The organism is Nonomuraea sp. PA05, from assembly GCF_008086045.1.
Taxonomy (GTDB): Bacteria; Actinomycetota; Actinomycetes; order Streptosporangiales; family Streptosporangiaceae; genus Nonomuraea; species Nonomuraea monospora.
Genome location: NZ_VSEY01000003.1, coordinates 351,692 through 374,556, shown reverse-complemented (window position 1 = coordinate 374,556; position 22,865 = coordinate 351,692). Strand labels below are relative to the sequence as shown.

Here is a 22,865-nt window from a genome sequence, read left to right as displayed (position 1 = left end):
CTAGCCGCGCAGGCGGAAGCGCTCGGCGAACGCGCACAGCTCATCGGGCTCCGTGGTCGAAGGGCTGACGACCAGGCGGGTCACGCCCTGCGCGGCCAACTCCTCGACGCGCCCGTCCGGCATGTCGATCGCCCCGAACCTGGTGTACTCCAGCGCGTCCGGGTCGCGTCCCGCCCCGGCGGCCGTGGCCCGGGCCAGCTCCCACAGCTCCGCCACCTCCTCGGGGCGGAGCCTGCCGCCGGGATAGAAGCCGTCGCCGCGCAGGCCCGCCCTGCGCGCCGCCGCCCGGCTCGAACCGCCGACGTGGATCGGCAGCGTCGTCGCCCCGTGCGGCTTGGGATAGCTGCACAGGCGGTCCACGTCGAAGAACTCTCCCGCGTGGCTGACCCCGTCCTCGCCGCCCGCCCAGAGCAGCCGCAGCACGTCGATGGCCTCGTCGGCGCGCCTGCCCCTGGCGGCGAAGTCCACGCCCATCGCCCGCGCCTCGCCCGGCAGGGCGCCGAGGCCGACGGTGAGCAGCCGCATCCTGCCCCTGGACAGCACGTCGATCGTGGCCAGCCGCTTGGCGAGGGTCACCGGGTGGTGGTACGGCAGCAGCAGGACGCCGGTGCCGAGCAGGATGCGCTCCGTGTGGGCGGCGACGAAGGTGAGGGCGTCGAGCGGGTCGGCGTACGGCAGGGTCGGCGGCAGCTCGAAGGGGCCTATGGCGGCGCCCGGGTACAGCACGACGTGCTCGGGGACGTACAGCGACTCGAAGCCGCACTCCTCGGCCAGGCGGGCGAACGCGACGAGCTTGCCGGGGTCGACTCCGTGGTGGGGCGTGCTGTAACTGATTCCGAACTTCATGCGCCGCGATGTTAGAAGGTTGACGCTGGCGTCAAGCCATGAACAGGTTGTTTAAAACATGTTGTTGACAACGATGCGCGTTCTACAGCATCGTGATCCCATGACTTCCGACCCCTTCAACCCCCCGCAGCCCGAACAGGCCCGCGCGCAGCGCGTGTACGCGTCCCTGCACCGGATCGCCGAACGGCACGCGGCCACCGACGAGCAGCGCACACGCCAGATCCACCCGTCGGCGCTCGCGCCGCACGAGGCGGTCAGGCTCGTCACCTTCCTGCTCAGCGGGGCCGCGCGGCCGGACGACGGCGAGCCGGAGGTGGACGCCGCCGACATCACGGCGGCGCTCAGCCTCGTCCCGCTGGTCCGCGGGGAGATGGACGCGCTCGAAGCCACGCTGCTCCAGCTCGCCCGCGGGCGCGGCATGACCTGGCAGGAGATCGCCTTCGGGCTCGGCCTCGGCACGCCGCAGGCCGCCAGGCAGCGTTACGAGCGGCTCGCCGAGCGCGTACCCGACCAGGAAGACTGATCGCGGGCCTCAGCGGACCCGCAGCTCGCCCGGCCGCCACTCAGCGTGGGTTCAGCGGACCCGCAGCTCGCCGACGGGCCGCCCGCCGCCCAGCACCGCGCCTGAGGCCAGCTCGGTCAGCTCGGGGGCGTCCAGGCCCAGGGAGCGCAGCGCCGCCACGGTGACGGGCACGCGGGCGCGGGCGCCACCGTCCTCGATCTTGACCGTGCCCGCGCGCCCGTCCTCGAAGACGAACGCGTCGAACGCCTCGGCCCCCGCCTTCAGCATCAGCCCGGGCAGCGCCCGCATCAGCTTGGCCTCCGCCCTGTCGGTGCCCGAGGTCCACTCGGGGTAGGTGCGCATGGCGTCGAAGATCTTGCGCTCGTACGAGTCCTCCGACGACATCGGGAACGCCCGGAACGCCTTGGTCACGCCCAGCATCGACACGAAGAACAGCGGCGCCCCGCACCCGTCCACCCCGGAGGCCGCCACCCGCTCCCCGGTCAGCTCCTCCACCGTCTCGCGGATCGCCCGCTGCAACGGATGCGCCGGCTCCAGGTAGGTGGTCAGCGGCCAGTCGTTCGCCACGCAGGTGGCCAGCATCGCGGCGTGCTTGCCCGAGCAGTTCATGTAGACCCGCCCGCGCTCGGTCACGGCCCGGTCGAACGGATAGTCCTCGGGGCACCGCAGCGCCGACTCCTCCAGCCCGGCGCCCGCCAGGATCTTCCGCACGCCGTCCACGTGAAAGGGCTCACCGGAGTGCGAGGCGCAGGCCAGCGCCAGCAACTCCTCCTCAAGCCGCAGCCCGGCGCGCAGCATGCCGAGCGCCTGCAGCGGCTTCATCGACGACCGTGGCGAGGCCGGCACGTGCACCGCGCCCCTCGTCTCGACCGGGCGGCCTGCCGCGTCCACGGTCAGCATGCGAGCCTGATGCGTGGACTCCACGAACCCGGACCGGACAACTTCCACAACCAACGACATTTCACGTTCCCCTTTCGACATGAGTGTATGAAGCGTTTGGTCCTGGTCCAGAATGGGATGCCATGCGAGCAGTCGTACAGCGGGTCAGTTCGGCGTCCGTCGAGGTGGACGGGCAGGTGGTCGGGGCGATCAGCGAGCCCGGCCTGCTCGTCCTGGTGGGCGTCACGCACACGGATACGCGCGCCGAAGCGGCGCGGCTGGCGGCCAAACTGTGGGGGCTGCGCGTCCTGCACGGCGAGAAGTCCTGCTCGGACGTTTCCGCGCCGCTCCTGGTGATCAGCCAGTTCACCCTGTACGGGGACGCGCGCAAAGGACGTCGGCCCACGTGGCAGGCGGCCGCGCCCGGGGACGTCGCGGAGCCGTTGGTGGACGCCGTGGTGGCGGAGTTGCGGGGGTTGGGGGCCCGGGTGCAGACCGGGGTGTTCGGGGCCGACATGAAGGTCGCCCTGGTGAACGACGGCCCGATCACCCTCGTCCTGGACATGTGACACCCCGCCCTGGTCGCGGGCGGGGTGGCGGCTTCAGCGGATGCGGCGGCGAAGGGACGGGTCGATGCTGACGTTGCGGCCCGCGTCCGGCGGGACGATGACCTCCTGGGAGGCCGCCACGCCGCCGGCGAGCAGCGGCGCGTCCACCGGCACCGTGCGCTTGACCACGGCCAGCGCGATCGGCCCGAGCTCGTGGTGACGGGCGGCCGAGCCGACGACGCCCACCTCCTGGCTCTCGAAGATCACCGGAGCGCCGTGCACGGGCAGGGTGTCGACGCTGCCGTCGAGGTGCAGGAAGACCAGGCGCCGCGGCGGGTGCCCGAGGTTGTGGACGCGGGCCACCGTCTCCTGCCCGCGGTAGCAGCCCTTGGTGAGGTGCACCGCCCCGCCGATCCAGCCGACCTCGTGCGGGATGGTCTTGTGGTCGGTCTCGAAGCCGAGCCGGGGCCGGTGCGCCTCGATGCGCAGGGCCTCGTACGCCCACAGCCCCGCCAGCGGCTTGCCCAGGTGGTCGGCCAGCTCGGCCCGCGGCACCAGGAGGTCCTCCGTGGCCGTGGAGAGGACGGCGAGGTCGTCGGCGCGGGAGACCTCGACCCGGAGCATGAAGCGCATGCGGTCGAGGTAGTCGACGAGGCTCTGCGCGGTGCCCGGCTCGACGTGGGCCAGGATGCTCTCGCCGTCGTCGGTGAGCGTGAGGTGGTGCTGGACGCGGCCCTGGAGATCGAGGTCGAGCGTCTGGGTCCACTCGCCCGGTTGGAGCGTGTCGAGCTTCTGCGAGGTGAGGTCGTTGAGCCATTTCAGGCGGTCCACGCCGGAGACGCGGATCACCTCGCGGTTGCTGCGGTCGACGACCGCCTCTCCCTTGACCAGTGCGCGCTGTTCGGCGAACAGATCGCCGTAGTGCGCGGCTACGTCGGAGTCAGGGGCGTCCGCCGGAACGGCGCCGGGGAGGTCGAGCAGAGGGCTACGCATGTCTTCCAGGCTATCCGCACCGCCGCCGGCGATCGGCACAGGCCGGTGGTCAGCGGCAGTTGCGGCAGCGGCCGAAGACCGTCAGGTGGTGGACGTCGGCGACGAAGCCCAGCTCCTCGTCCAGCCCCTTGACCAGCCCCTCCGCCAGCTCCGGCCGCACCTCGAACACCTCGTCGCACCCCCGGCACACCAGGTGCACGTGGTCGGCCTCGGCGGCCAGGTGGTAGGTGGGGGCGCCGTGGCCGAGGTGAGTGTGGGTGACGAGGCCGAGCTCTTCGAGCAGCTCCAGCGTGCGGTAGACGGTCGAGATGTTGACGCCGCGCGCCGTCTGCCTGACCTTGACGCAGATCTCCTCGGGCGTGGCGTGCTCCAGCTCCTTGACCGCCTCCAGCACGAGCTGGCGCTGGGGGGTGACCCGGTAGCCCTTGGCGCGGAGTTCCTCATGCCACTGCGTCTCGGTCATGCCTTCGATACTACGGCCCGGCGATATTCACTTGCCCGTTTCGCGCGGGACCGCATAGCTTCTTGAGTACGCGGAAAGGAGGTGGTCCGAATAATGGTTAGTCATAGTCGGGCTAGCGAGGTGGTTGTCCGCTGACCTCGCGGACTGTTGTCTCGTGACGTGAAGCGACTACGAGGCAACCACCGGGGCCCCTGGCAGCCGGAGGGCGGGACGTCGATCCCGACCATGGTCCATCCGGCCCGTCTCCTACGGCGGAGTGTTGCCTGGGGCCCTTCTCAATTTCCTGGTCAGTGTTCGCCGCGCGCGGCGATGCCGAGCTTGTCGCACGCCTCGCGGTAGAGGAGCACGACGGCCTTGCGCACCTGGGCCCGCTCGGTGAGCGTCTGCCCCCAGGGCACGCGCACCCGCTCGCCGCCGTCGATCGTGAACGTGATCGCTTCGGCGTCGACGTCGCTGGTGAGCGCGGTCCGGGCGTCCGGCCGGCCGCCGAGCCCGCGGACGATGATCAGCCCGTCGTCGGCGTGGTCGTCATTCATGTGCCGCTTGATCGCCTCGACGGCGTCAGCGGTGAACGGCGTGCTCATACGATCAGGCCACCTTCTTCAGCTCTGCCGACATGTGGTCCGTGAGCGGGTGACCCACGGCCGCCATCTCGTACGCCCACATCAGATTGCCGTTGACCAGGCCGTACAGGCGGTGGCCCGCGGTGTACTCCTTGGCCGAGGCGGTGCGTGCCACCACGTCGGTGCGAAGCTCGATCTTGTGGAAGACGACTTCGCCGATGTAGATCTCGACGATGCCGGTGGGGTGCGAGAGCACGACCTCGATCTGCCGTTCGGGCAGGGAACGCCAGTAGCCGGACTCCGTCGCCAGCGGCCGGACGCGGTTGCCCGCGTCGTCGAGCAGCCAGGTGCGGCTCACGTAGGTCAGGAACGGTTTGCCGTTGTGGCCGAACTCGATCTCCTGGCCGAAGTTGAAGCTCTCGATCGTCGGGTAGCCGCCCACGCCGGCGCCTTCCCACCGCCCCAGCAGGAACGCGATCGGCTCCAGGTCGGGGTGCACCTCAGGTTCTTCCATGGTCCCCAAGCGTAGTGGCGTGCACCGCCCGTGCGGCCTCCCGCGCGGCTAGGGTGACGGACATGGCACGTTCACTGGTGATCAAGGTGACCGCCGGAGCCGACGCTCCCGAGCGCTGCAACCAGGCGTTCACGGTCGCCGCCGCCGCGCTCGCGAGCGGTGTTTCCGTCTCCCTGTGGCTGACCGGCGAGTCCTCGTGGTTCGCGCTGCCGGGCCGGGCCAAGGAGTTCGCCCTGCCGCACGCGGCGCCGCTCACCGACCTGCTGGACGCCGTGCTGGCGGCCGGGCGGGTGACGCTGTGCACGCAGTGCGCCGCCCGCAGGAACATCACCGTGGACGACCTCATCGAGGGGGTGCGCATCGCGGGCGCGCCGGCGTTCGTGGAGGAAGTGACCACGGAAGGCGTGCAGGCGCTGGTCTACTGACCCCGCTCAACGCGCCGGAGCCTCTTGAACAGGCCTCTGACCGCGGTGTACGCGGCCGAGCCGACCCGCCCCACGAAGGGTTCGCGCTCCTCCTCCGCCGTGGGCCCGGGGTCGGGGTGCGCGGGCTCCACGCAGCCGGCGCGGCACGCTTCGAGCTGCGCCGCGAACGCCAGGCCGAGGAAGAGCGCGATCGAGCTGAGGAACGACCACAGCAGCAGGGCCACGACGGCGGTCAGCGGCCCGTAGGTGTCGCCGAACGTGCTGTTGTACTCGGTGTAGAGCGCCAGGGCCAGCGTGAGCAGCGTCCATAACCCGAGCGCCACCAGCGCGCCCACGGCCAGCCACGTGTGGCCGGGCTGCCTGCGCCTGGGCGAGGCCCTGAAGAGGGTGACCGTGGAGGCGAGGGCGAGCAGGAAGCCGAGCGGCCAGCGGACGAAGGCGAACGCCTGGCGCGCCCCGTCGCCCCAGCGGAACGTCTCGGCCAGGGCTGCGCCGAGCTCGCCGCCGCCCACCAGGACCGTGAACCCGGTGATCATGCAGATGCCGGCGGTCAGCGCGAGCACGACCGCCCTGGCGTACTTGCGGTGGAACGGCCGGTCGCGCTCGACGCCGTAGATCCGGTTCGCGCCCCGTTCGAACTGCGCCATCGCGGTGGTGAGAGCGGCCAGCGTGGTCGCCAGACCGAGCCAGAGCGCCAGCTCGTCCCTGGTGCCGCGCCCGCCGTCGAGCACCTCGGCGACGGCCTGCGCGCCGCCGCCCGGCGACAGCGCGCTCAGCGTGAGCCGCAGCACCCGGCCCAGCTCCTCCTGGTGGGTGACCGCGCTCAGGCCGACCACGGCGATGGCGCCGGGGATGATGGCCAGGCAGATCTGGAACGCCAGGGCCCGCGAATGGCTCATGCCGTCGCCGTACCTGAACCTGACGAACGAGTCGCGCACGAAGTGCCAGACGCCGTACTTGCGCAGTGTCTCCCACGCGTCGTCGGCGGACAGCTCCTCGCCGCCCATCGTGCGCGTCTGGGGGACGGTCACCGTGGATCCCACGGCGGACTTTCTACCCCAAAGTGGTGCACTCCAGCCACCGGGGGTGGCCGGAGCGGACGTCAGGGCTGCAGCACCGTCGTCAGGCGCTCCTGGCGCAGCGCCTCGTAGCGGGAGTCGTCGAGCGGCGCCAGCTCGCCCGCCCGCCACGACAGCAGCAGGTCGGCCAGCGCGGGGTTGCGGGCCAGCGCGGGCCCGTGCAGGTAGGTGCCCACGACGTGGCCCGCGTAGCAGCCCTCGAACCCGTCGCCGTTGCCGACGCCCTTGACCGTCCGCGACAGCGGGCGGACGCCGGGGCCCAGGTGGGTGACGCCCATGTGGTTCTCGAAGCCGGTCAGCGTGGGCAGGTTGAGCGCGGCGTCCACCTCGGCCACCAGCTCGCCCACCGCGCGCGCGGGGCCGCGGACGCTGGAGATGTCGAGCAGGCCGATGCCGTCGACCGGCTGGCCCTCCTCACCGCCGAACGTGCTGCCCATGATCTGGTAACCGGCGCAGACCGCCAGCATGGCCGCGCCGCGCGCGATGGCGCGGTGCAGGCCGCCGTCCCTGCGCAGGCGCTGGGCGGCCAGGATCTGCGGGCGGTCCTCGCCGCCTCCGATCAGGTAGATGTCGCCGGTCTCTGGGACCGGGTCGGCCGAGCGTACGTGGATCGTCTCGGTCTCGATCCCCCTGCGCTGCGCCCGCTGCTCCAGGACCAGCACGTTGCCCTGGTCACCGTACGTGCTCAGCAGGTCGGGATAGATCCAGACGATGCGCAGGGCGCTGTCAGACGGCACGGCCGAACTCCGATCGGATCTGCTGGAAGGCGGTGTAGTTGGCGATCACGTCCACCCGGCCGGGCGGCTGCATGGCCAGCGCCTCCGAGAACGTGCCGCACTGCGTGAAGGGCACGTCCGCCACGTCGAGCCGCAGCGCCAGGTCGAGGCGGCGCTCGCCGGTGACGAACACGGGGCGCCCACGCAGGATGCGGTAGTCGACGTCCCACAACCACGAGGTGTCGCGCCCGTCGGGGCCCTGCGCATTGACCGAGAGAATGATCGGGAACTGCGGGTCGGCGACGTCGAACGCCTCCAGCCAGCCCGCCGGGTTCTTCGACAGCAGCAGCCGCGCGTACCGCCCGTCGCGCTCGACGGTGGTGTAACGGCCGGCCACCGAGGTGACCTCGCGCAGCCGGGGCAGCGCCCGCTCGACCGGCACCCCGAACGTGTCGGCCACCGCCAGCGCCATCACCGCGTTGGAGCGGTTGGCCTGGCCCGGGAGCTGGATGTCGAGCATCCAGCGCTGCCCGCGCGGGTCGATCGCCGAGTCACCGTCGACCACCCACTGCGGCTCGGGACGGTGAAACGTGCACTCCCGGCACGCCCAGTCGGCGTCCTTGCGGTCGAGCGGGCCGCCGCACTCGGGGCAGCACCAGGAGTCCTCCTTCCACCGCTGGCCACCGGCGACCCAGGTGACCGCGGCGGCCGTGGAGGCGCCCCAGGTGACGAGCGGGTCGTCACAGTTGGCGATGACGTGGGTGGGCTTGCCGGAAAGGGCCCTGCGCCACTTCTGCGCCAGCAGCCAGATCTCGGCGGCCCTGTCCATCTGGTCGCGGCTGAGGTTCATCAGGCAGACGACGCCGGCGCCGGTCGTGTCGAGCACCTCCGGCAGGTACTTCTCGTCCACCTCCAGCACGCCGTAGGGGGCGCGCTTCTGCTGGGAGAGCGCGGAGACGTGGCCGGCCGGCATGTTGGCGCCGAACGCGTTGGTGGCCACCTCGCCGAGCTCCAGCAGCGCCGACGTGATCAGCCGGGTGGTGGTGGTCTTGCCGTTGGTCGCGCTGACCAGGGCCAGCTTGCGGTCGCGGGCGAGCTGGCGCAGGAGGTCAGGCTCCAGCAGCAGGCCGACCCGACCGCCGATCACCGAGCCGTCGCCACGCCCGGTCATCCTGGACAGCGTGGCGGCGCTGCGGCCCAGGGCACTGGCGAGCTGGGCCCGCAGAGGAAGCTGGGTCATGTGCAAGGATCCTAGTCGGCGTTGGCCCCAAGTCTGGAGACACGCGCGAAAACGCACCCCTTTGCGATCACGTGCCCGACGGCTCGGAGAAAGCGATCTCCGGGGAGCCGCCCTGCTCGAACGGCAGCACGAAGCGGCGCGGCCACGACAACACGCTCTCCAGCCACCCCGCCCCCATCGTCTGCCCCACGTGCCTGATCCTGGACGCCGACTCGACGCCGATGGCGACGGTCGCGATGTCCCGCTGCACCCCCTCGTGCTCGTCGTCGCCGAGGATCACCCGCCAGGCCAGCGCCCGGTTGTGGTCCACCTCCATCGACAGCGGGTGGTGGCGCAGCGCCTTGGCGCGGTGGCCGAGCAGCTCGGGCTCGACGGAGCCGGTGCCGGTGCCGCCCGGCTGGCGGAACAGGGCGTACTCCATGGGCGGCGCGGGGCTGCGCAGGTTCGGGGCCGGCTGCCCGTACGGGAAGAGCCTGTCCACCTCGTGCAGCCAGCGCACCTGCGGGATGACCCACGAGGCGCCGGGACGCTCGCCGCCGCTGTCGGCGCCCGCCAGCAGCCGGGTGGCCGTCTCGGCCGCCTTCTCGGTCAGCAGGACGGGGTCGAACCACGTGCGCAGCGACCAGGCGCGCCGCTGCACCGAGCGTTCGACCAGGGTGGCGAGCAGGCACTCGCGGCGGCGCGCCGGCAGGTCGGCCCAGCCGGCCGCCAGGGCGCGCGGGACGCCGGGCAGCGGCCGGTTGCCGACGAAGGCCAGCACCACTGTGTCGCACCAGATGCGCAGCCACGCCCACTCGGGCGCGCCCGCCAGCACGTCGGCCTCGCGCAGCTCCACCAGCGTGCACGCCTGCCCGGTGCGGCACTGCGCGCCGCACGCCGCGGAGCGGCGGCCCCGGATGGGCGGCGGCGGGCCGGGCAGCGCCTTCTCCCTGGACTCCCCGAGCGGTACGCGCACCCGCAGCGGCCGGTCCATCCCGTCGGCGAACACCGCGGCCGAGCCCGGCTGCAGTGAGACGACGTGGCGGGACTGCTCGTCGCTGAGGTTCATGGCGGCCCCGACGAGCTGCCTGTCGTCCTCGGCGGGCAGCCGGTGCACGACCTTCAGCGCCGTGTTCTTGACGACGTCGGAGACGAGCTTGGTGGGGATCTGCTCGGCCACCACGATGCCCTCCCCGTACGCCCTGATCTCGGCGAGCATCCCGGCCAGCAGCTCGACGGCGTGCGTGGAGGCCCGGCCGTGGCCGCGGTCGCGCAGCAGCCGGTGCGCCTCCTCGATCACGATGACGTGGCGCAGCTCGGCGGAGCGCTCCCGCCTGGCGCGCATGCGCAGGTGCTCCACGATCCTGATGATCAGCGTGCCCATCAGGAACGCCTTGTCCTCGTCGTTGGCCACGTCCTCGATGGCCAGCACGACCTGGCGTTCGAGCAGGCCGCCGATGTCGGCTGGGTGGCCGCCCTCGAAGAAGCGCCCGGCGGAGCCGACGCGCAGCGAGCGCAGCCGCAGCGAGATGAAGCCCTCGACGTCGGCCTGCACCTCTCGGCCGTAGCCGATCTCCTTGATCACGTCCATGGCGTGCTGCTGGAGCTGTTCGAGGGTGGGCACGCTGGGCGGCACGTTCGAGCCCGGCACGGCGCCGCCGGTGACCACGTCCCAGCCGGTCGCCTCGTAGACGCGCTGCAGCGCCAGCGACATGATCTGCGGGAACGGCTCCTCGGCGTCGAAGGCCGCCATGAACAGCGCCCTGACCATGTCGATGTGCGCCTGGACGGGATAGCCGGGCTCGGGCTCCAGCGGGTTGACGCTGAACGGCACGCCGTCCGGGGCCGACGGGTTGATCACGGTGACGGGCTCGTCGACGCGGCCGGCCATCGCGGCGTACTCGGACTTGGCCGGCTCGATCGCCAGCCACGGGATGCGGGCCCTGCTGAGCTGCTCCAGCAGGTGCCGCACGGTCTGCGACTTGCCCGAGCCGGTCGCGCCGGTGACGAACGCGTGCCGGTTCAGCGTCGCCAGCGGCACCCGGAACGAGCCGACGCCGCGGTCCTGGCCGTCGAGGATCTCGCCCAGCTCCAGCTCGCCGCCCTCCGACTCCGACGTCACGTCGAAGAAGCCCGAGTCCAGCACCCGCACGCCGGGCACCTCCCGCCTGGGCAGCCCGGCCAGCGCGGCCAGCGCCCCGGCGGTGGCCGCGAACGGGGCGGCGGCGCCGTCCGCCGGGTCCTGCATGGTGATGGCCAGGGCCTCGGGCAGCGAGTACGCGGCACCGTGCGAGCTGCGCAGCCGGTACGGGTGATGGCTCATCTCGACGGACCCGACGAGCACGGGCGCGATCTGCCGCAGCTCGTCGGCCGTGGCCCCGCCGGCCAGCACGCGCACGTTCCACAGCCCCGCCTCGCGGAAGGCGTCCAGCTCCTGCATGCGGCGCTCGGCGCGCTCGGCGTCGAAGCGGGAGCGCTCGGAGGCGTCGCCGTACTGCCGCAGCACGTTGAGCTGCGTACGCAGGTGCGCCACCTCGGCGTCCAGCAGGTCGGTCGGCTCGGCCACCACCAGCCAGGCGAACGGCCGCGACATCAGCGTCACCAGCGTCGACTCGAACAGGGTGGGCCGCTTCAGCTCGTCGGGGTCGAACTCGCGCCCCCTGTTGCCCAGCGGCGGTGCCTGCCGCCCCGGGCACGGCGTCCACACCAGGTCCGCCAGGTCGGCCAGGTACTCCTCGTTCAGCCGCACCCCGCGCGCTCCCCCCGGGAACAGCAGCGGCTGCGGCCCGCTCGGGTCGTCGGGCACGTCCGTCGACCTGCGCGGCTGGCGCGGTGGCGACAACGGGCCCGCGTTCGTGATGAGTTCGATCGGCGCCCCCGAGCCCCGCGACAACCATCCGATGACAAATGGCCGGTCGCGCTGCGCCGCCGACAGCACCGCGGGAAGCACGGTGACGAAATCCCACTCCGCCGACGAGCTTCGCGAGGGTGCTGCGATCGACTGAATTCGATACCAGGGCCCGCTCAGCGAGACACTCGGCTGCATTTCAATCCCCCACAGACGGTTCTTTGTTAAATTCCGCCAACCGTCAGCTCGTCACGTTGACATTGACCATGTCATTGCCTGCCCTTGCGCCAGTCCAGGCGTGGCGGTGGTGGCCCGAGGTTCGGCGGCGGCTCACCGTTGCCGTCGCCGGCCGGCGGGTCTAGCGCCATGACGGCCTCGCGCACGTCCTCCAGCTCGCCGAGCGTCGTCTTGGGGAAGGTGAGGATCGCCGGGTTCGCGTCCGCGAGGCGGACGCGGCGGCCGTCCGCGGTCGCGTCGGTGACGATCACGGACGTCGTGGGGAGCTGCTGGAGCTGGTGCGGCTCGACGAGGAACTCGCGCGAGCGTTGCAGCACCCGCTCCTTCTCGGAGATCTTGTCGGCGGTCCTGCCCCACTCGGTGGACTCGGTGATGTCCTCCGCCAGGTCCGCGTGGTCGCCGTCGCGCGCCTCCCGCTCGTCCTCGACCTGGCAGATCGTGGAGGTGTAGCCGCCGTCGAGGCCCGGCAGCGACTCGCTGATCGTCTCGGTGAGCTGGGCCAGCTCCAGCCGGTGCTCGGTGCCGACGTGCTCGCTGGCGACCCGCGCGTCCTCGGCGTTGCCGAGCCGCATGAACGCGACCGCCGCGTGCCCCCTGCCCAGCCTCTCGCGCACGGTCGGGGTGAGCGAGCGGTAGGTCAGGACGAGCCCGGTGCGGGAGGTCTCGCAGGCGTCCATCAGGCGGTCCAGCACGTCGCCCCTGAGCTTGTCCGCGCCCGCCACGATGATCGTGTGGTACCAGGGCCGGTCGGAGGACGGCGACTGGCGCAGGATGTGGGTCAGGGCCGTGGCCACGTACGTGCCGAGCACCCGGTTGCCGAACACGCCGGCCTGCCGGTCCATGCTCACCACCCGCAGCCTGGCGGGCGGCAGCCGTACGGCCTGGGTGCCGAGCGTCTCCAGCTTGCGTAACTGCGACTCCAGCGCCCAGGCCCGCTCGATCACCACCCGGTCGCTCACGCCGCGCCCGAACAGCGTGCCGATGCGTTCGAGCTGGGTCGCGGTGATCAGCCCGAACCTCAGGTCGTCGCGCGGATCGCCGACCTGCGCCAGCGCCCGCAGCGCGGCGGTGACCTGGCTGATCGTGGCGTTCTCGCCGAGCACCTCCAGCACGCGCTCCAGGATCGCGTTGTCGAAGCTGAGGTCGCGGGTGCTGCGCTGCTCCTCGCTGACGCTCACCACGTGGGCCAGCACGTCCGCGAACGCCTCGGGCTTGAGCGTGGCGCCCAGGTCCAGCCGGGGCAGGTCGACGGGCAGCACCCAGACGAGCGGGTCGTCGCCGCCCTTGCGGGCCAGCTCGATGAGGTCCTTGGCGATCGCGCCCTCGGACAGGTCGAGCACGGTCAGGTGGCCGCCGCTGTAGAGCCGGGTGGCGCCGAGCAGCGTCACCAGCGCGGACCAGCCCGGCAGGGTGCCGCCGGCCACGTCGATGCGGTCGATCTCGTCGGGCACCGCCACGGCGTACCAGGTGAGCTGCCTGTCGTGGCGCTCCTTGGACTCCTGCCAGTCGCGGTAACGCTGGGCGTGCTCCTCCTGGGCGCGGAACAGGTCCTTGTCGCGTTCCCGCTGCTGCCGCTCGTCCCTGGCCTGCTGCTCCAGCACCCGGTACTTGACCGCCCTGTCGCCCTGGAGCAGCGCGTAGCTGAGGATGGCGGCCACGCCGCCGGCGGCGAGCAACGCGACCAGCGCGAACGACCACGCGAGGTAGCCGGCCAGGGCGGCGGCCAGGATCACCACGGACATGGCCAGCATGAGCAGGCGCAGGAAGCGGACCGGCCGGTTGAGCATGTCCTCCTGCATCCGCTCGCGGCGCATCAGCTCCTGCTCGGCGGGGTCGGGCTGCTCCGCCGCCGCCTCCTCGACGGGCGAGGGGCGTTTGGGCGGCGGGCCCGGGTCGGGATGCAGCAGGATGTACTGCCAGCCCAGGTAGATGCGGTCCGCCTGGAGCTGGGCATGCTCGGGATGCACGTCCGTCACGTGACCCTCCGGCCGCCGATATGTCATGAGGAGTAGGGGTCAGCCCTTTCCGCTCCGTGACAGCGTATGAGTTGCAAGCGCTATAGCGGCAGGGTTTCTCGGCAATTCGACCGGCCCGATGGGAGCATTGCGGCAGATGGGACAAGCGAGACCTATTACCATCCTTACCCATGACGGAACCCTCCGGCGGCAGCACTGACAAGCCCAGACGGCCGGTGGTGGTGCCCGCGTTGGCTCTGGTGACTTTCACCGCCGTCGGCATCACCGCTCTCCTCGGCGGCCTGAACGAGGCCCCCGAGCAACCGGACCCGCTCAGCGAGGGCGCCGTGCTCGATCAAGGCCTGTACTCCACCAAGTTCGTCGGCTCCCGCGTGAAGATCGAACCGGCCCAGAACGACTGGGACGAGGAGAAGCGGTTCGTGGAGCTGGTCTTCAACGTGACCAACAACTCCGACGAGACCCTCCTCGTCGGCCTGCCCCCCGAGAAGGTGGAGCAGGCCTTCTCCTCCACCTTCTTCGCCGGCTCACTCGTCAAGATCGACCCGGCCTTCACCCACGAGGACGCCGGACCGTTCGCCTACGCCCTGAGCAAGGGCGGCGAGACCCGGCAGCTCCACCCTGGCGTGCCCACCGAGGTCATCCTGCGCTACAAGCTGCAGAAGGGCCAGCAGCCGCCCGCGAAGATCACCCTTGACGTGGCCTCCTTCGAGTTCACGGCCCAGTTCAACAACAACGTCGAGGCCTGGCGGATGATCGCCAAAGAGGTGGGCGAGAAGCACCTGCCCGAGATCAAGGCACGGGTCACCATGTCGGTCAAGAAGGGCGACCCGGCGTGACCGCCACCGAGCAGAGATCAGCGGTCGCCGGGCCGGCGCGGCGCGGCAGAAGAGCCGCCAGGCCGCGCGGCGGCGGCTCGTGGCTGCTGAACGCCGTCGCCGGGCTGGTGCTGATCAGCGGCGCCATCGGGCTCCAGACCCTGCACATGACCGAGGGCGAGCTCTCCGACCCGCTCACCTACACCGGCGCCAAGGGCCAGGACGTGGACGCGCGGCGATTCACCGCACGGGTGGACTCGTTCTCGGTCGCCAAGGCCATCGAGAGCTCCAGCAGCACCATCGGCACCGACAACCTGTTCCTCATCGTCATGGTCTCCGCCAAGTCCAGCCTCAAGCCCTACCACCTCAGCGAGGCCGTGCTGCTGACCGCCGACGGCAAGAGGTTCGACAACACCGACCGGGTCGACAACTCCGTCCTGTTGTCCAACACCTGGGTGCAGCCGGACATCTGGGTCAGCGGACGGTACGTCTTCGAGGTGCCGGCCTCCGCGCTGCCGGGGGCGAGCATCGTCATCGGGCTGCCGGGGGAGGCCATTTCGGAGGCGTACCTGCCGGAGGTCGAGGTGGATCTCGGGCTGGACGATGAGGGGGCGCGGAAGCTGGCCGCCTCGCCGGAGGCTGTCTACTCGGTGAAGAAGTGAGCGGGATATGAGTGGCAACGACGAGCGTGACTGGTTCGCGCCTCGCAGCGATCAGCGGCCCGAGGAGTACCCGCCAGCGTCCCCTTCCGGTTCGGGTCCGGGTTCCGGTCACGGTTCCGGTTCGGGCTCCGGCTCTGGTTCCAGTTCGGGCTCCGGTTCGGGCTCCGGTTCGGGCTCGGGCTCCGGTTCGGGTGAGGCTCCCCCGCCACCGCCGCCGCCGAGTCCGGTTCCGCCGCCCGGCCTGGGGCCGGCTCCCCATCCGGGCGGTCCGGCGGCCGAGCGGGGCACAGGGCTGCCCCGCCGGGGGCGACACGGTCGTGCGGTGCCACCTCCTGGTCCGCCTTCTGGTCCGGAGGGTCCGTACGGGGGGCCGTACGGGCAGGAGGGACCGTACGGGCAGGGCGCGCCGCCACCCTCGTACGGGCAGGAGGGGCCGCGTGGGCCTCACCCGCAGGGCGCGCCGGGTCCTGCCGGGATGCCGCCCCGTCACGGGGGCCCGCCGCTTCCGGGCGCTGGGCCGCAGGGGTTCGGGACGCCCGCGCACCGTGGGCGGTATGCGCCTTCCGATCAGCAGGTCTGGCCTCCGGCGCAGCGTGAGACCGCCGGTGGTGCGACGCAGCCGATCCCGGCCGTGCGGCCGTCCGCTGGGCCACTGCCTGGCACGATTCCGTTCGGCGCACCGCAGCCACCCGGCCACCAGCCCCCTGGCGCCCAACCGCCCGGCGCGCATGGCATAGGCACGCAACCGCCCGGCCCGCAGCCCTCAGGCCCGCATGGCCTGGGCGCCCAGCCGCCCGGCCCGCAGCCCCCTGGCGCGCACGGCATAAGCGCGCAGCCGCCCGGCCCGCAGCCCCCTGGCGCGCGCGGCATAAGCGCGCAGCCGCCTGGCGCGCAGCCCTCGGGCGCGCACTCGCGGGGCGTGCATGGCATGGGCGCGGCCGCCCTGGGCGCACAGGTGGGCGCCCAGCCTCCCGGCGGCGCTCTGCCGCCCAGTGTGCAGCCCCCCGGCGCGCACTCGGCGGGCGCGCATGCCATGGGCGCACACCCGCTGGGCGCGCAGCCTCCCGGCGGCGCCCTGCCGCCCGGCGCCCTGCCGCCCGGCACCCAGCCGCCCGGCGCCCTGCCGCCCGGCACCCAGCCGCCCGGCGCCCTGCCGCCCGGCACCCTGCCGCCCGGCGCGCAGCCGCCCGGCGCGCAGCCGCCGGGCGCCCCCGAGCAGTCGCCCGCCACACCCGACGGCACCGCACCCGACAGCACCGCGCCCGGCAGCACCGCGTCCGGCAGGGCCGCGTCCCCGCGTCGTTCCAGGCGTCGCCGTACCGCCCTGATCGCCGCGGGCGCGATCCTCGCGTCGCTGCTCACCACCGCCGCCCAGAGCTACGACGGCTACCTCTTCTACGAGATGAAAACGGACAGCCGCAAGGACACCAGGCACACCATCGTCGCCGCCGGCCAGGCGGGCCAGGCGCACAACATCGAGTACAAGGCCACGATCACGAAGACCGAAGCCCCCGCGGGCAGCAAGCTGCGCGAGGGCGTGACCTGGCTGAAGATCGTGATCACGAAGAAGCTGCTGAACGAGTCCAGCGCCACCATGACGGGCATCCCGTCGGAGTTCAAGCTGACGGACACCAAGGGCCGCACCTGGGCGGTCGAGGCCCAGGCGGTCGGTGATCCGCCGCAGGACGACAAGCTTGAGCTGGGCAAGGAGTACAGGATCGAGGGGCTGGCGATCGTGCCGTCCCCGGTGGCGAACGAGGTGGAGCTGAGCTTCCGGCCGAGCACCTACCGCTCGGACACGCCCACGGAGGACCTGTTCGACCGGGAGGCGATGGAGAAGGCCGAGAAGGACGACGTGGTGCTGGTGTTCAGACGTCGTTGAGAGCGACGTCCGGACGAACGGTGAGGGCGGTGCTCAGACGTCGTTGAGGGGCTCTCCGCGCAGGCGGGCGCGGGTGGCGGCGAGGTCGTACGTGGCGGCCAGGAGCGCCATGGTGAGCACGGTCACTACCATCTTGTGCACGAAGGCGAGCGGCGGCCCCTGGTAGACCCACACCCACTCGGCCTCGCTGCCGATGAGGTAGCGCAGGCCGCGCTCGCCGTACTCGCCGGCCACCAGCACGCCCACGTAGCACAGGCACATCATGCCGAACAGCGGCGCGCCGGCCTTGAAGACCATGCGCAGCGAGTTGGCCAGCGGCAGCCAGCGGTCCCGGAACCCGCCGGTGACCTGGTCGAAGGACTTCTGCGTGATGTCGTGGCTGCTTTCGAGGCGGTCCACGCTCTTCTCCAGCTTGGTGCCCTTGAGCAGAGTGCGGGCCTCGTCGGAGTAGGCACCGAAGACGAGCATGGCGACGGTGAGCCAGGCCAGGGGGACGGCGACGGCGTCGAGGAACAGCGGCCAGACGTCGCCCAGCCAGCCGGTGATGCCGTCCCAGACCGGCACCTTCTGCTGTGCCTCGGCCCAGACCTCCTGCGTGCCCTCGACGACGCTGCGGTGCGACACCCATTCGGACCGCGCGTCGGCGAAGGCGACGGTGGCGTTCAGCCCGTAGAAGACGAAGGCGAACTCGGAGAAGGCGGCGGCGAAGCCGTAGAAGCCGCTCTTGCCCTTCTCGACGAGCTTGGCGAACAGCATCTTGAGCGCGAACATCACGGCCATCGCACCGAGCGACACCCGCCAGTCGAGGCCGGACAGGCCCTCGCCGAACTGGCTCTCCTCGCCGAACCAGGCGGCGGAGGTCAGGTCGTAGAAGTGATGGAAGATGTCCATCTGGTAGATGTCGCGGGCGTCCTCCACGTGGAAGCCCCACGCGAGATAGAGCACCGCGAAGGCGGGGGCGACGCGGTCGAGGGTGCGGAAGAAGCGTTCGTCGGCGACGCCCTCGTCGGCCCTGGCCCGCAGCTCCCAGAGGGCGCCGCGCAGGGTGTAGAGCATGCCGGTGGTGACCGTCATCGCCGCCATGATGATGAGCGTCAGCAGGGTCATGACGCCCACGAGGCGGATCTGCCGCCAGTCGCCGTACGCCACCTCGACGGCGCCGTACAGCAGCACGAAGCGTGCCAGCTCGCCGACGGCGAACCAGCAGATCAGGGGCAGGGCGCACTTGCCCGCCAGGCGGAGTGCGTGCAGGGGCAGCGAGTACGGCGACGGCAGCTCCTGAGCCGTCGCAGGCCCAGGTCGCGGGGGTGCCGTCACACCTGACGATCCGGACATCTGTGGAATCGTATCGGTCTGTCCCTTGGAGCGCAGCCGCAACCTGGCAAAAGCGCTACGCTCCGCAGATCGATCATGAGCAGGCGGCGATCATCGGCCCGAGCCCACACGTTGGTTGGATGTGCGGCAAAATGGCTCTATGGAGCCGCAGCCCGCACTCGACACCGATCCGCGCGTGGTGGGAGACCGATTGCGGCAACTGCGGCAGGCACGCGGCGTCTCGCTCTCCGAGCTCGCCAAGCGGGCCGGCATCGGCAAGGCCACCCTGTCGGGCGTGGAGACCGGCACCCGCAACCCGACCCTGGAGACGCTCTGGGCGATCACCGCGCAGCTCGGGGTGCCGATCGGGGCCATACTCGACGCGCCACCCGAGCCGCAGATCATGCGGGGGACGGCCATCGAGGCCGAACTGCTGGAAGTGTTCGAGGACGACCGGGTCACCTACGAGCTGTATCGGGTGCGGATACCGCCGGGGTTGACGCAGACCTCGCCCGCGCACCACGAAGGGGTCAGCGAGCACGTCACGGTCTTCACCGGCACGCTCAGCGCGGGGCCCATCAAGGAGCCGCTCACGGCACGGCCGGGGGATCACATCTCGTGGGTGTCGGACGTGCCGCACGGGTATCGGGCGCACGGGCCTGACGTGGTGCGGGCCACGCTGCTGATGCGTTACCCGACCAAGCCGATCTGACCCCGCCCCACCTCCTTCGGGCGCGCGCCGTACCCGCCGCTACGCCGGGACGTCCTCGGCCGCCGGGCGGCAGGTGCGGCAGGGCCGGTAGCCGGCCGCGCGAGCCTGGGACAGGCTGCGGAAGCCGTGCCGGTGCGCGGCCGTGATGCGCCGCGCGTTGTGGCAGGTCGGGAAGCACACCACGCCGGTCGTGTCGCTGGCCAGGTAGAACACCCGCTCCCCCGCCAGCGCCCGCAGCCGCTCCAGATCCACCCCCTCGGCCACCAGCAGCCGCTCCTTGGCCGCCGGGCCGAACACGTACTCGCCCGCCGCCCCGTCCGACCGGATGACCCGGTGGCAGGGGATGAGCAGCGGCACCGGGTTGTGCCCGAGCGCGGTCCCGACGGCGCGCACGGCCTTGGGCCGGCCGATGCGGGCGGCGATCCATGCGTACGGGCGGACCTCCCCGCGCGGGATGTCCCGTGTCGCCTCCAGGACCGAGCGCTGGAAGGGGCTGAGCCCGCGCAGGTCGAGCCGCAGCCCCGACAGCCGCCCGGTGCGCAGCGCGGGCACCAGGCCCGCGGGCGGGCGGGCGGCGGGCAGCAGGGGACGGCCGAAGCGTTCCCTGAAGGCCCGCGTGAAGCCGTCTCCCTCGTGCACGTAGGCCACACCTTGGTCGGTGTAGGCCACGGACAGCTCCCCGATGGGCACCGGCACGCGGATCCAGCGGGCCGCGATCCGGTCGAGCAACGCTTCCGGCGGCTCCACGGCGAGTGCCGCGAGTCCGGTGAGCAGGGGATCCTGAGTCATCGGGCACCTCCTAGTGCGCGTAGCCGCCTCAACCCCCGGGACACGTGCGACTTGACCGTACCCTGGGGGATCTTCAGCACCGTGGCGATCTCACTGACCGGCAGGTCCACGACGTGCCTGAGCACGACGGCGGCCCGCTGCTCGTCGGGGAGCCGCCCCAGCAGCGCGGCCAGCTCGTCGCCGGTCTCGCGGCGGACGGCTGCCGCCTCGACGTCCTGGCCGGGGTCGGCGCTGTCCAGCGGCTCGTCGACGAGGTCGGTGGGCGGCCTGCGGGACTTGGCGCGGGCGCAGTTGCGCCAGACGTTCATCAGGATCGTCATCAGCCAGGCGCGCGGTTGCAGCCCCGCGATGCGTTCGGGCGAGTAGCCGGACAGGGCCCGGTACGCCCGCAGGAACGCCTCCGCCGTGTAGTCCTCGGCGTCGGCCCAGCGCCCGGTCAGCCGCAGCGCGGCCGAGAAGACCAGGCCGCGGTAGGCGCCGTACAGCTCGGCGAAGCCCGTGTCGAGGTCGTCGAGCAGCGCCTTGAGCACCGGTTCTGGACAGTCGGTTACAGCCACGTTCTCTACAACACCGCGCGGCGGGGATCGGTTGCACGCGAAGGGCCCGCGTCTCCGTGCGAGGAGAACGCGGGCCCTGAAGGCGAACAGGTGCTCAGACGGCGACCGCGAGCTGGGCGACCTCACCCAGCTTGGCCTCGACCTGCACGTCCCTGGTGACGCCGCCGCCCGCGATGATGCGGACGGTCCAGTCGCCGGGCGCGGCGAAGAAGCGGAAGACGCCGTCCTCGGAGACGACGACCTCGCCGGTGAACTCACCGGAGTGGTCGAGCAGCCGCGCGTACGCGGTGCCGGCGCCGGTCACGACGCCCTGGATGACGGCCTGGTTGCTGAGGTCGATCCCGGCGGGCAGCGCGACGGTCTGCTCCGGCGCGCCGCAACCCTGTGCTGCAGCCGACATTAGCGGGCCTCCCCCAGCTCGATCGGCACGCCCACGAGCGAGCCGTACTCGGTCCACGAACCGTCGTAGTTCTTCACGTTGGACTGCTCGAGCAGCTCGTGCAGCACGAACCAGGTGTGCGCGGAGCGCTCGCCGATGCGGCAGTAGGCGATGGTGTCCTTGCCGAAGTCGACGCCGGCCTCCTGGTAGAGGGTGCGCAGGTCGTCGTCGGACTTGAAGGTGCCGTCGTCGTTCGCGGCCTTGGACCACGGGATGTTGCGGGCGGTGGGCACGTGGCCGCCGCGCTGGGCCTGCTCCTGCGGGAGGTGGGCCGGAGCGAGCAGCTTGCCGGTGAACTCGTCGGGCGAGCGCACGTCGACCAGGTTGAGCTTGCCGATGGCGGACACCACGTCGTCGCGGAAGGCGCGGATGGCGCTGTCCTGCTCCTGGGCCACGTACTGGGTCTTGGCGCGCTGCGGCACGTCCTTGACCAGCTCACGCGAGTCGAGCTCCCACTTCTTGCGCCCGCCGTCGAGCAGCTTCACGTCCTGGTGGCCGTACAGCTTGAAGTACCAGTACGCGTAGGCGGCGAACCAGTTGTTGTTGCCGCCGTACAGCACGACGGTGTCATCGTTGCCGATGCCGCGGTCGGACAGCAGCGCCTCGAAACCCGTCTTGTCCACGAAGTCGCGGCGCACAGGGTCCTGCAGGTCGTTACGCCAGTCGACCTTCACAGCACCACGGATGTGGCCCTTGTCGTAGGCGCTGACATCTTCGTCGACCTCGACGAGGACGACTCCAGGGTTGTCGAGGTTGGCCTCGACCCAGTCGGCGTCCACCAGGGCGGCGGAGCGGCTCATTTGGATACCTCCATGTTGGCGGCGGGCAGTAGTCGGCGAATGAGCAGGTACGTTTCGCAGCCGAGGCAGAATCCGAAGGCTGCGTTGAGGAAGGCGGCGAGGAGAGCCGCGGCCGTGGCCCCGAGGGCCAGCGGTGTGATCCCGGTGGCGAACCCGGCCAGGCCGACGACCGCGAAGGCCAGCCCTACCCCCTGGGCGAAGCGGGGCGGACGGGCGTCCTCGGTCTCCGTTGGATCGCTCCTGACGAACACCTTGAAGAGCACCGCGTACGGCGAGCGCCGATGCGCGCCGAGCGCGAACACCACCGCCTGGGCGGCGAGCAGCCAGAAGCTCTCCGTCACCAGGACGGAGGCGAGGACCAGGGTGGTGATGGCCGCGCCGAAGCGCAGCGCTCTAGGATCGGCACGCATCGAAGGATGCTCCTGAAGGGGTCGATTTGGGGCGGATCACAGGTCCGCGCGAGATCGTCCTCAGGCAGCGCGACAGAGCGCTGTGGCTACGCGGCAGAAATCAACCGCGCGCCGCTTCGTGAGCAGCTCTGTCGATGGGTTCATGGCGACGACACTACTCGGCGTCTCGGCATCTGTCACATCTCGTCCGGTTGCTGAGACGACTTGTGAGACGGCTCACAGTCAGGTTTCCGGTACGGCCTGTGCCAGCGCGGCCAGCACGTCGGCCTTGCGCGGCTGCCCGGACGCCTTCTTGACGACGCCGCCCGCCGCGTCGAGGACGAGCACGGTGGGCGTGCGCGTGATGTCCAGCCTGCGGACGAGGTCGAGCCGGGACTCGGCGTCGATCTCGACGTGGCCGACGCCTGGCACGAGCGCGCTCACGTCGGCCAGGACGCGCCGGGTGGCCCGGCACGGCTGGCAGAACGCGGTCGAGAACTGCACCAGAGTGGCCCTCTCCCCGAGCGCGGCGCCGAGGTCGTCGGCGGACAGCCGCTCGCCGCCCGCGTCGTTCACGCGTCCGTCGCGGCGCAAGCGCGTCACCCCGATCACCGTTCCGAGCGCCAGCGTCGCCAGCGCCACCCACAAGCCCGTCATCCTCCGTGCAACCGCGCGGC

At 71.6% G+C, this 22,865-nt stretch carries 27 protein-coding genes; 7 read left to right on the top strand and 20 right to left on the bottom strand.

All coding sequences use genetic code 11. The features are described 5' to 3' along the window. Positions 1-846, bottom strand: a complete 846-nt coding sequence (locus FXF51_RS07235; RefSeq protein ID WP_148433468.1) for a TIGR03619 family F420-dependent LLM class oxidoreductase — start codon at positions 844-846, stop codon at positions 1-3. A gap of 100 nt (positions 847-946) precedes the next feature. Here FXF51_RS07235 and FXF51_RS07230 point away from each other — a divergent pair, with 100 nt between their 5' ends. After that, positions 947-1,369 carry a DNA-binding protein gene (locus tag FXF51_RS07230; RefSeq protein WP_148433467.1) on the top strand — a complete coding sequence of 141 codons (423 nt, stop codon included), beginning with the start codon at positions 947-949 and terminating at the stop codon, positions 1,367-1,369. Between the two features lie 51 nt (positions 1,370-1,420). On the opposite strand, the gene FXF51_RS07225 is transcribed toward FXF51_RS07230, so the two are convergent. Continuing rightward, a complete protein-coding gene (locus tag FXF51_RS07225) occupies positions 1,421-2,329 on the bottom strand; it encodes an asparaginase (RefSeq protein WP_148433466.1) in 909 nt (302 codons plus the stop codon). A 62-nt stretch (positions 2,330-2,391) separates the two neighbouring features. Here FXF51_RS07225 and dtd point away from each other — a divergent pair, with 62 nt between their 5' ends. Continuing rightward, a complete protein-coding gene (gene dtd, locus FXF51_RS07220; protein ID WP_148433465.1) occupies positions 2,392-2,817 on the top strand; it encodes a D-aminoacyl-tRNA deacylase in 426 nt (141 codons plus the stop codon). 33 nt (positions 2,818-2,850) lie between these two features. Here the strand turns inward: dtd and FXF51_RS07215 are convergent, their stop codons facing one another. The 4 genes from FXF51_RS07215 to FXF51_RS07200 form a co-directional block, all read right to left on the bottom strand. Further along, positions 2,851-3,789, bottom strand: a complete 939-nt coding sequence (locus FXF51_RS07215; protein ID WP_148433464.1) for a YgfZ/GcvT domain-containing protein — start codon at positions 3,787-3,789, stop codon at positions 2,851-2,853. Positions 3,790-3,838: 49 nt separating this feature from the next. After that, positions 3,839-4,252 carry a Fur family transcriptional regulator gene (locus FXF51_RS07210; RefSeq protein WP_148433463.1) on the bottom strand — a complete coding sequence of 138 codons (414 nt, stop codon included), beginning with the start codon at positions 4,250-4,252 and terminating at the stop codon, positions 3,839-3,841. Between the two features lie 287 nt (positions 4,253-4,539). Continuing rightward, positions 4,540-4,836, bottom strand: coding sequence for a DUF2470 domain-containing protein (locus FXF51_RS07205; RefSeq protein WP_148433462.1), 297 nt, complete (start codon positions 4,834-4,836; stop codon positions 4,540-4,542). A 4-nt stretch (positions 4,837-4,840) separates the two neighbouring features. Continuing rightward, positions 4,841-5,329 (bottom strand): FABP family protein, encoded by a 489-nt coding sequence (locus tag FXF51_RS07200; protein WP_148433461.1) that lies wholly within the window; start codon positions 5,327-5,329, stop codon positions 4,841-4,843. Positions 5,330-5,391: 62 nt separating this feature from the next. Here FXF51_RS07200 and FXF51_RS07195 point away from each other — a divergent pair, with 62 nt between their 5' ends. Continuing rightward, positions 5,392-5,754: a DsrE family protein gene (locus FXF51_RS07195; RefSeq protein ID WP_148433460.1), complete on the top strand. Its 363-nt coding sequence runs from the start codon at positions 5,392-5,394 to the stop codon at positions 5,752-5,754. On the opposite strand, the gene FXF51_RS07190 is transcribed toward FXF51_RS07195, so the two are convergent. The 5 genes from FXF51_RS07190 to FXF51_RS07170 all read right to left on the bottom strand — a co-directional run bounded on the left by FXF51_RS07190 (position 5,748) and on the right by FXF51_RS07170 (position 13,829). After that, a complete protein-coding gene (locus tag FXF51_RS07190) occupies positions 5,748-6,797 on the bottom strand; it encodes a YihY/virulence factor BrkB family protein (RefSeq protein WP_148433459.1) in 1,050 nt (349 codons plus the stop codon). The genes FXF51_RS07195 and FXF51_RS07190 overlap by 7 nt on opposite strands. A gap of 59 nt (positions 6,798-6,856) precedes the next feature. Further along, the gene (locus FXF51_RS07185) at positions 6,857-7,570 is read right to left on the bottom strand and encodes a type 1 glutamine amidotransferase (protein WP_148433458.1); all 714 of its coding nucleotides are present in this window, start codon (positions 7,568-7,570) and stop codon (positions 6,857-6,859) included. Continuing rightward, entirely contained in the window at positions 7,560-8,789 is a 1,230-nt protein-coding gene (locus tag FXF51_RS07180; protein WP_148433457.1) for a Mur ligase family protein, read from the bottom strand. Before FXF51_RS07180 ends, FXF51_RS07185 begins: the two co-directional genes overlap by 11 nt. Positions 8,790-8,856: 67 nt before the next feature. Further along, positions 8,857-11,718 carry an ATP-binding protein gene (locus tag FXF51_RS07175; protein ID WP_262379327.1) on the bottom strand — a complete coding sequence of 954 codons (2,862 nt, stop codon included), beginning with the start codon at positions 11,716-11,718 and terminating at the stop codon, positions 8,857-8,859. Between the two features lie 167 nt (positions 11,719-11,885). Next, a complete protein-coding gene (locus FXF51_RS07170) occupies positions 11,886-13,829 on the bottom strand; it encodes a hypothetical protein (protein WP_187414234.1) in 1,944 nt (647 codons plus the stop codon). A 170-nt stretch (positions 13,830-13,999) separates the two neighbouring features. Between FXF51_RS07170 and FXF51_RS07165 the strand changes: the two genes are divergently transcribed. Further along, a complete protein-coding gene (locus FXF51_RS07165) occupies positions 14,000-14,665 on the top strand; it encodes a hypothetical protein (RefSeq protein WP_148433455.1) in 666 nt (221 codons plus the stop codon). Beyond that, positions 14,662-15,306 (top strand): hypothetical protein, encoded by a 645-nt coding sequence (locus tag FXF51_RS07160; RefSeq protein ID WP_148433454.1) that lies wholly within the window; start codon positions 14,662-14,664, stop codon positions 15,304-15,306. The genes FXF51_RS07165 and FXF51_RS07160 overlap by 4 nt, the downstream gene beginning before the upstream one ends. A 763-nt stretch (positions 15,307-16,069) precedes the next feature. Here FXF51_RS07160 and FXF51_RS60630 read toward each other — a convergent pair. Next, positions 16,070-16,336, bottom strand: a complete 267-nt coding sequence (locus FXF51_RS60630; protein WP_187414233.1) for a hypothetical protein — start codon at positions 16,334-16,336, stop codon at positions 16,070-16,072. Positions 16,337-16,339: 3 nt separating this feature from the next. Here FXF51_RS60630 and FXF51_RS60625 point away from each other — a divergent pair, with 3 nt between their 5' ends. After that, a complete protein-coding gene (locus tag FXF51_RS60625) occupies positions 16,340-17,188 on the top strand; it encodes a hypothetical protein (protein ID WP_187414232.1) in 849 nt (282 codons plus the stop codon). Between the two features lie 33 nt (positions 17,189-17,221). On the opposite strand, the gene FXF51_RS07140 is transcribed toward FXF51_RS60625, so the two are convergent. Further along, complete coding sequence (locus tag FXF51_RS07140) at positions 17,222-18,523, bottom strand: hypothetical protein (protein WP_148433451.1); 1,302 nt, start codon at positions 18,521-18,523, stop codon at positions 17,222-17,224. Positions 18,524-18,662: 139 nt separating this feature from the next. Here FXF51_RS07140 and FXF51_RS07135 point away from each other — a divergent pair, with 139 nt between their 5' ends. After that, positions 18,663-19,214, top strand: coding sequence for a helix-turn-helix domain-containing protein (locus FXF51_RS07135; protein WP_148433450.1), 552 nt, complete (start codon positions 18,663-18,665; stop codon positions 19,212-19,214). A 39-nt stretch (positions 19,215-19,253) separates the two neighbouring features. Here FXF51_RS07135 and FXF51_RS07130 read toward each other — a convergent pair whose 3' ends face one another. The 7 genes from FXF51_RS07130 to FXF51_RS07105 all read right to left on the bottom strand — a co-directional run bounded on the left by FXF51_RS07130 (position 19,254) and on the right by FXF51_RS07105 (position 22,845). After that, entirely contained in the window at positions 19,254-20,003 is a 750-nt protein-coding gene (locus tag FXF51_RS07130; RefSeq protein ID WP_148433449.1) for a methylated-DNA--[protein]-cysteine S-methyltransferase, read from the bottom strand. Next, entirely contained in the window at positions 20,000-20,560 is a 561-nt protein-coding gene (locus tag FXF51_RS07125) for an RNA polymerase sigma factor (protein WP_262379326.1), read from the bottom strand. The genes FXF51_RS07130 and FXF51_RS07125 overlap by 4 nt, the downstream gene beginning before the upstream one ends. Positions 20,561-20,654: 94 nt before the next feature. Next, the gene (locus tag FXF51_RS07120) at positions 20,655-20,960 is read right to left on the bottom strand and encodes a DUF1416 domain-containing protein (RefSeq protein WP_148433448.1); all 306 of its coding nucleotides are present in this window, start codon (positions 20,958-20,960) and stop codon (positions 20,655-20,657) included. Next, the gene (locus FXF51_RS07115; RefSeq protein WP_148433447.1) at positions 20,960-21,799 is read right to left on the bottom strand and encodes a sulfurtransferase; all 840 of its coding nucleotides are present in this window, start codon (positions 21,797-21,799) and stop codon (positions 20,960-20,962) included. Before FXF51_RS07115 ends, FXF51_RS07120 begins: the two co-directional genes overlap by 1 nt. Beyond that, entirely contained in the window at positions 21,796-22,209 is a 414-nt protein-coding gene (locus FXF51_RS07110; RefSeq protein WP_148433446.1) for a DUF4395 domain-containing protein, read from the bottom strand. The genes FXF51_RS07115 and FXF51_RS07110 overlap by 4 nt, the downstream gene beginning before the upstream one ends. A 60-nt stretch (positions 22,210-22,269) precedes the next feature. Then, positions 22,270-22,353, bottom strand: a complete 84-nt coding sequence (locus FXF51_RS63675; protein ID WP_350668905.1) for a putative leader peptide — start codon at positions 22,351-22,353, stop codon at positions 22,270-22,272. Between the two features lie 78 nt (positions 22,354-22,431). Beyond that, positions 22,432-22,845, bottom strand: coding sequence for a thioredoxin family protein (locus FXF51_RS07105; RefSeq protein WP_148433445.1), 414 nt, complete (start codon positions 22,843-22,845; stop codon positions 22,432-22,434). Positions 22,846-22,865 lie beyond the last annotated feature (20 nt).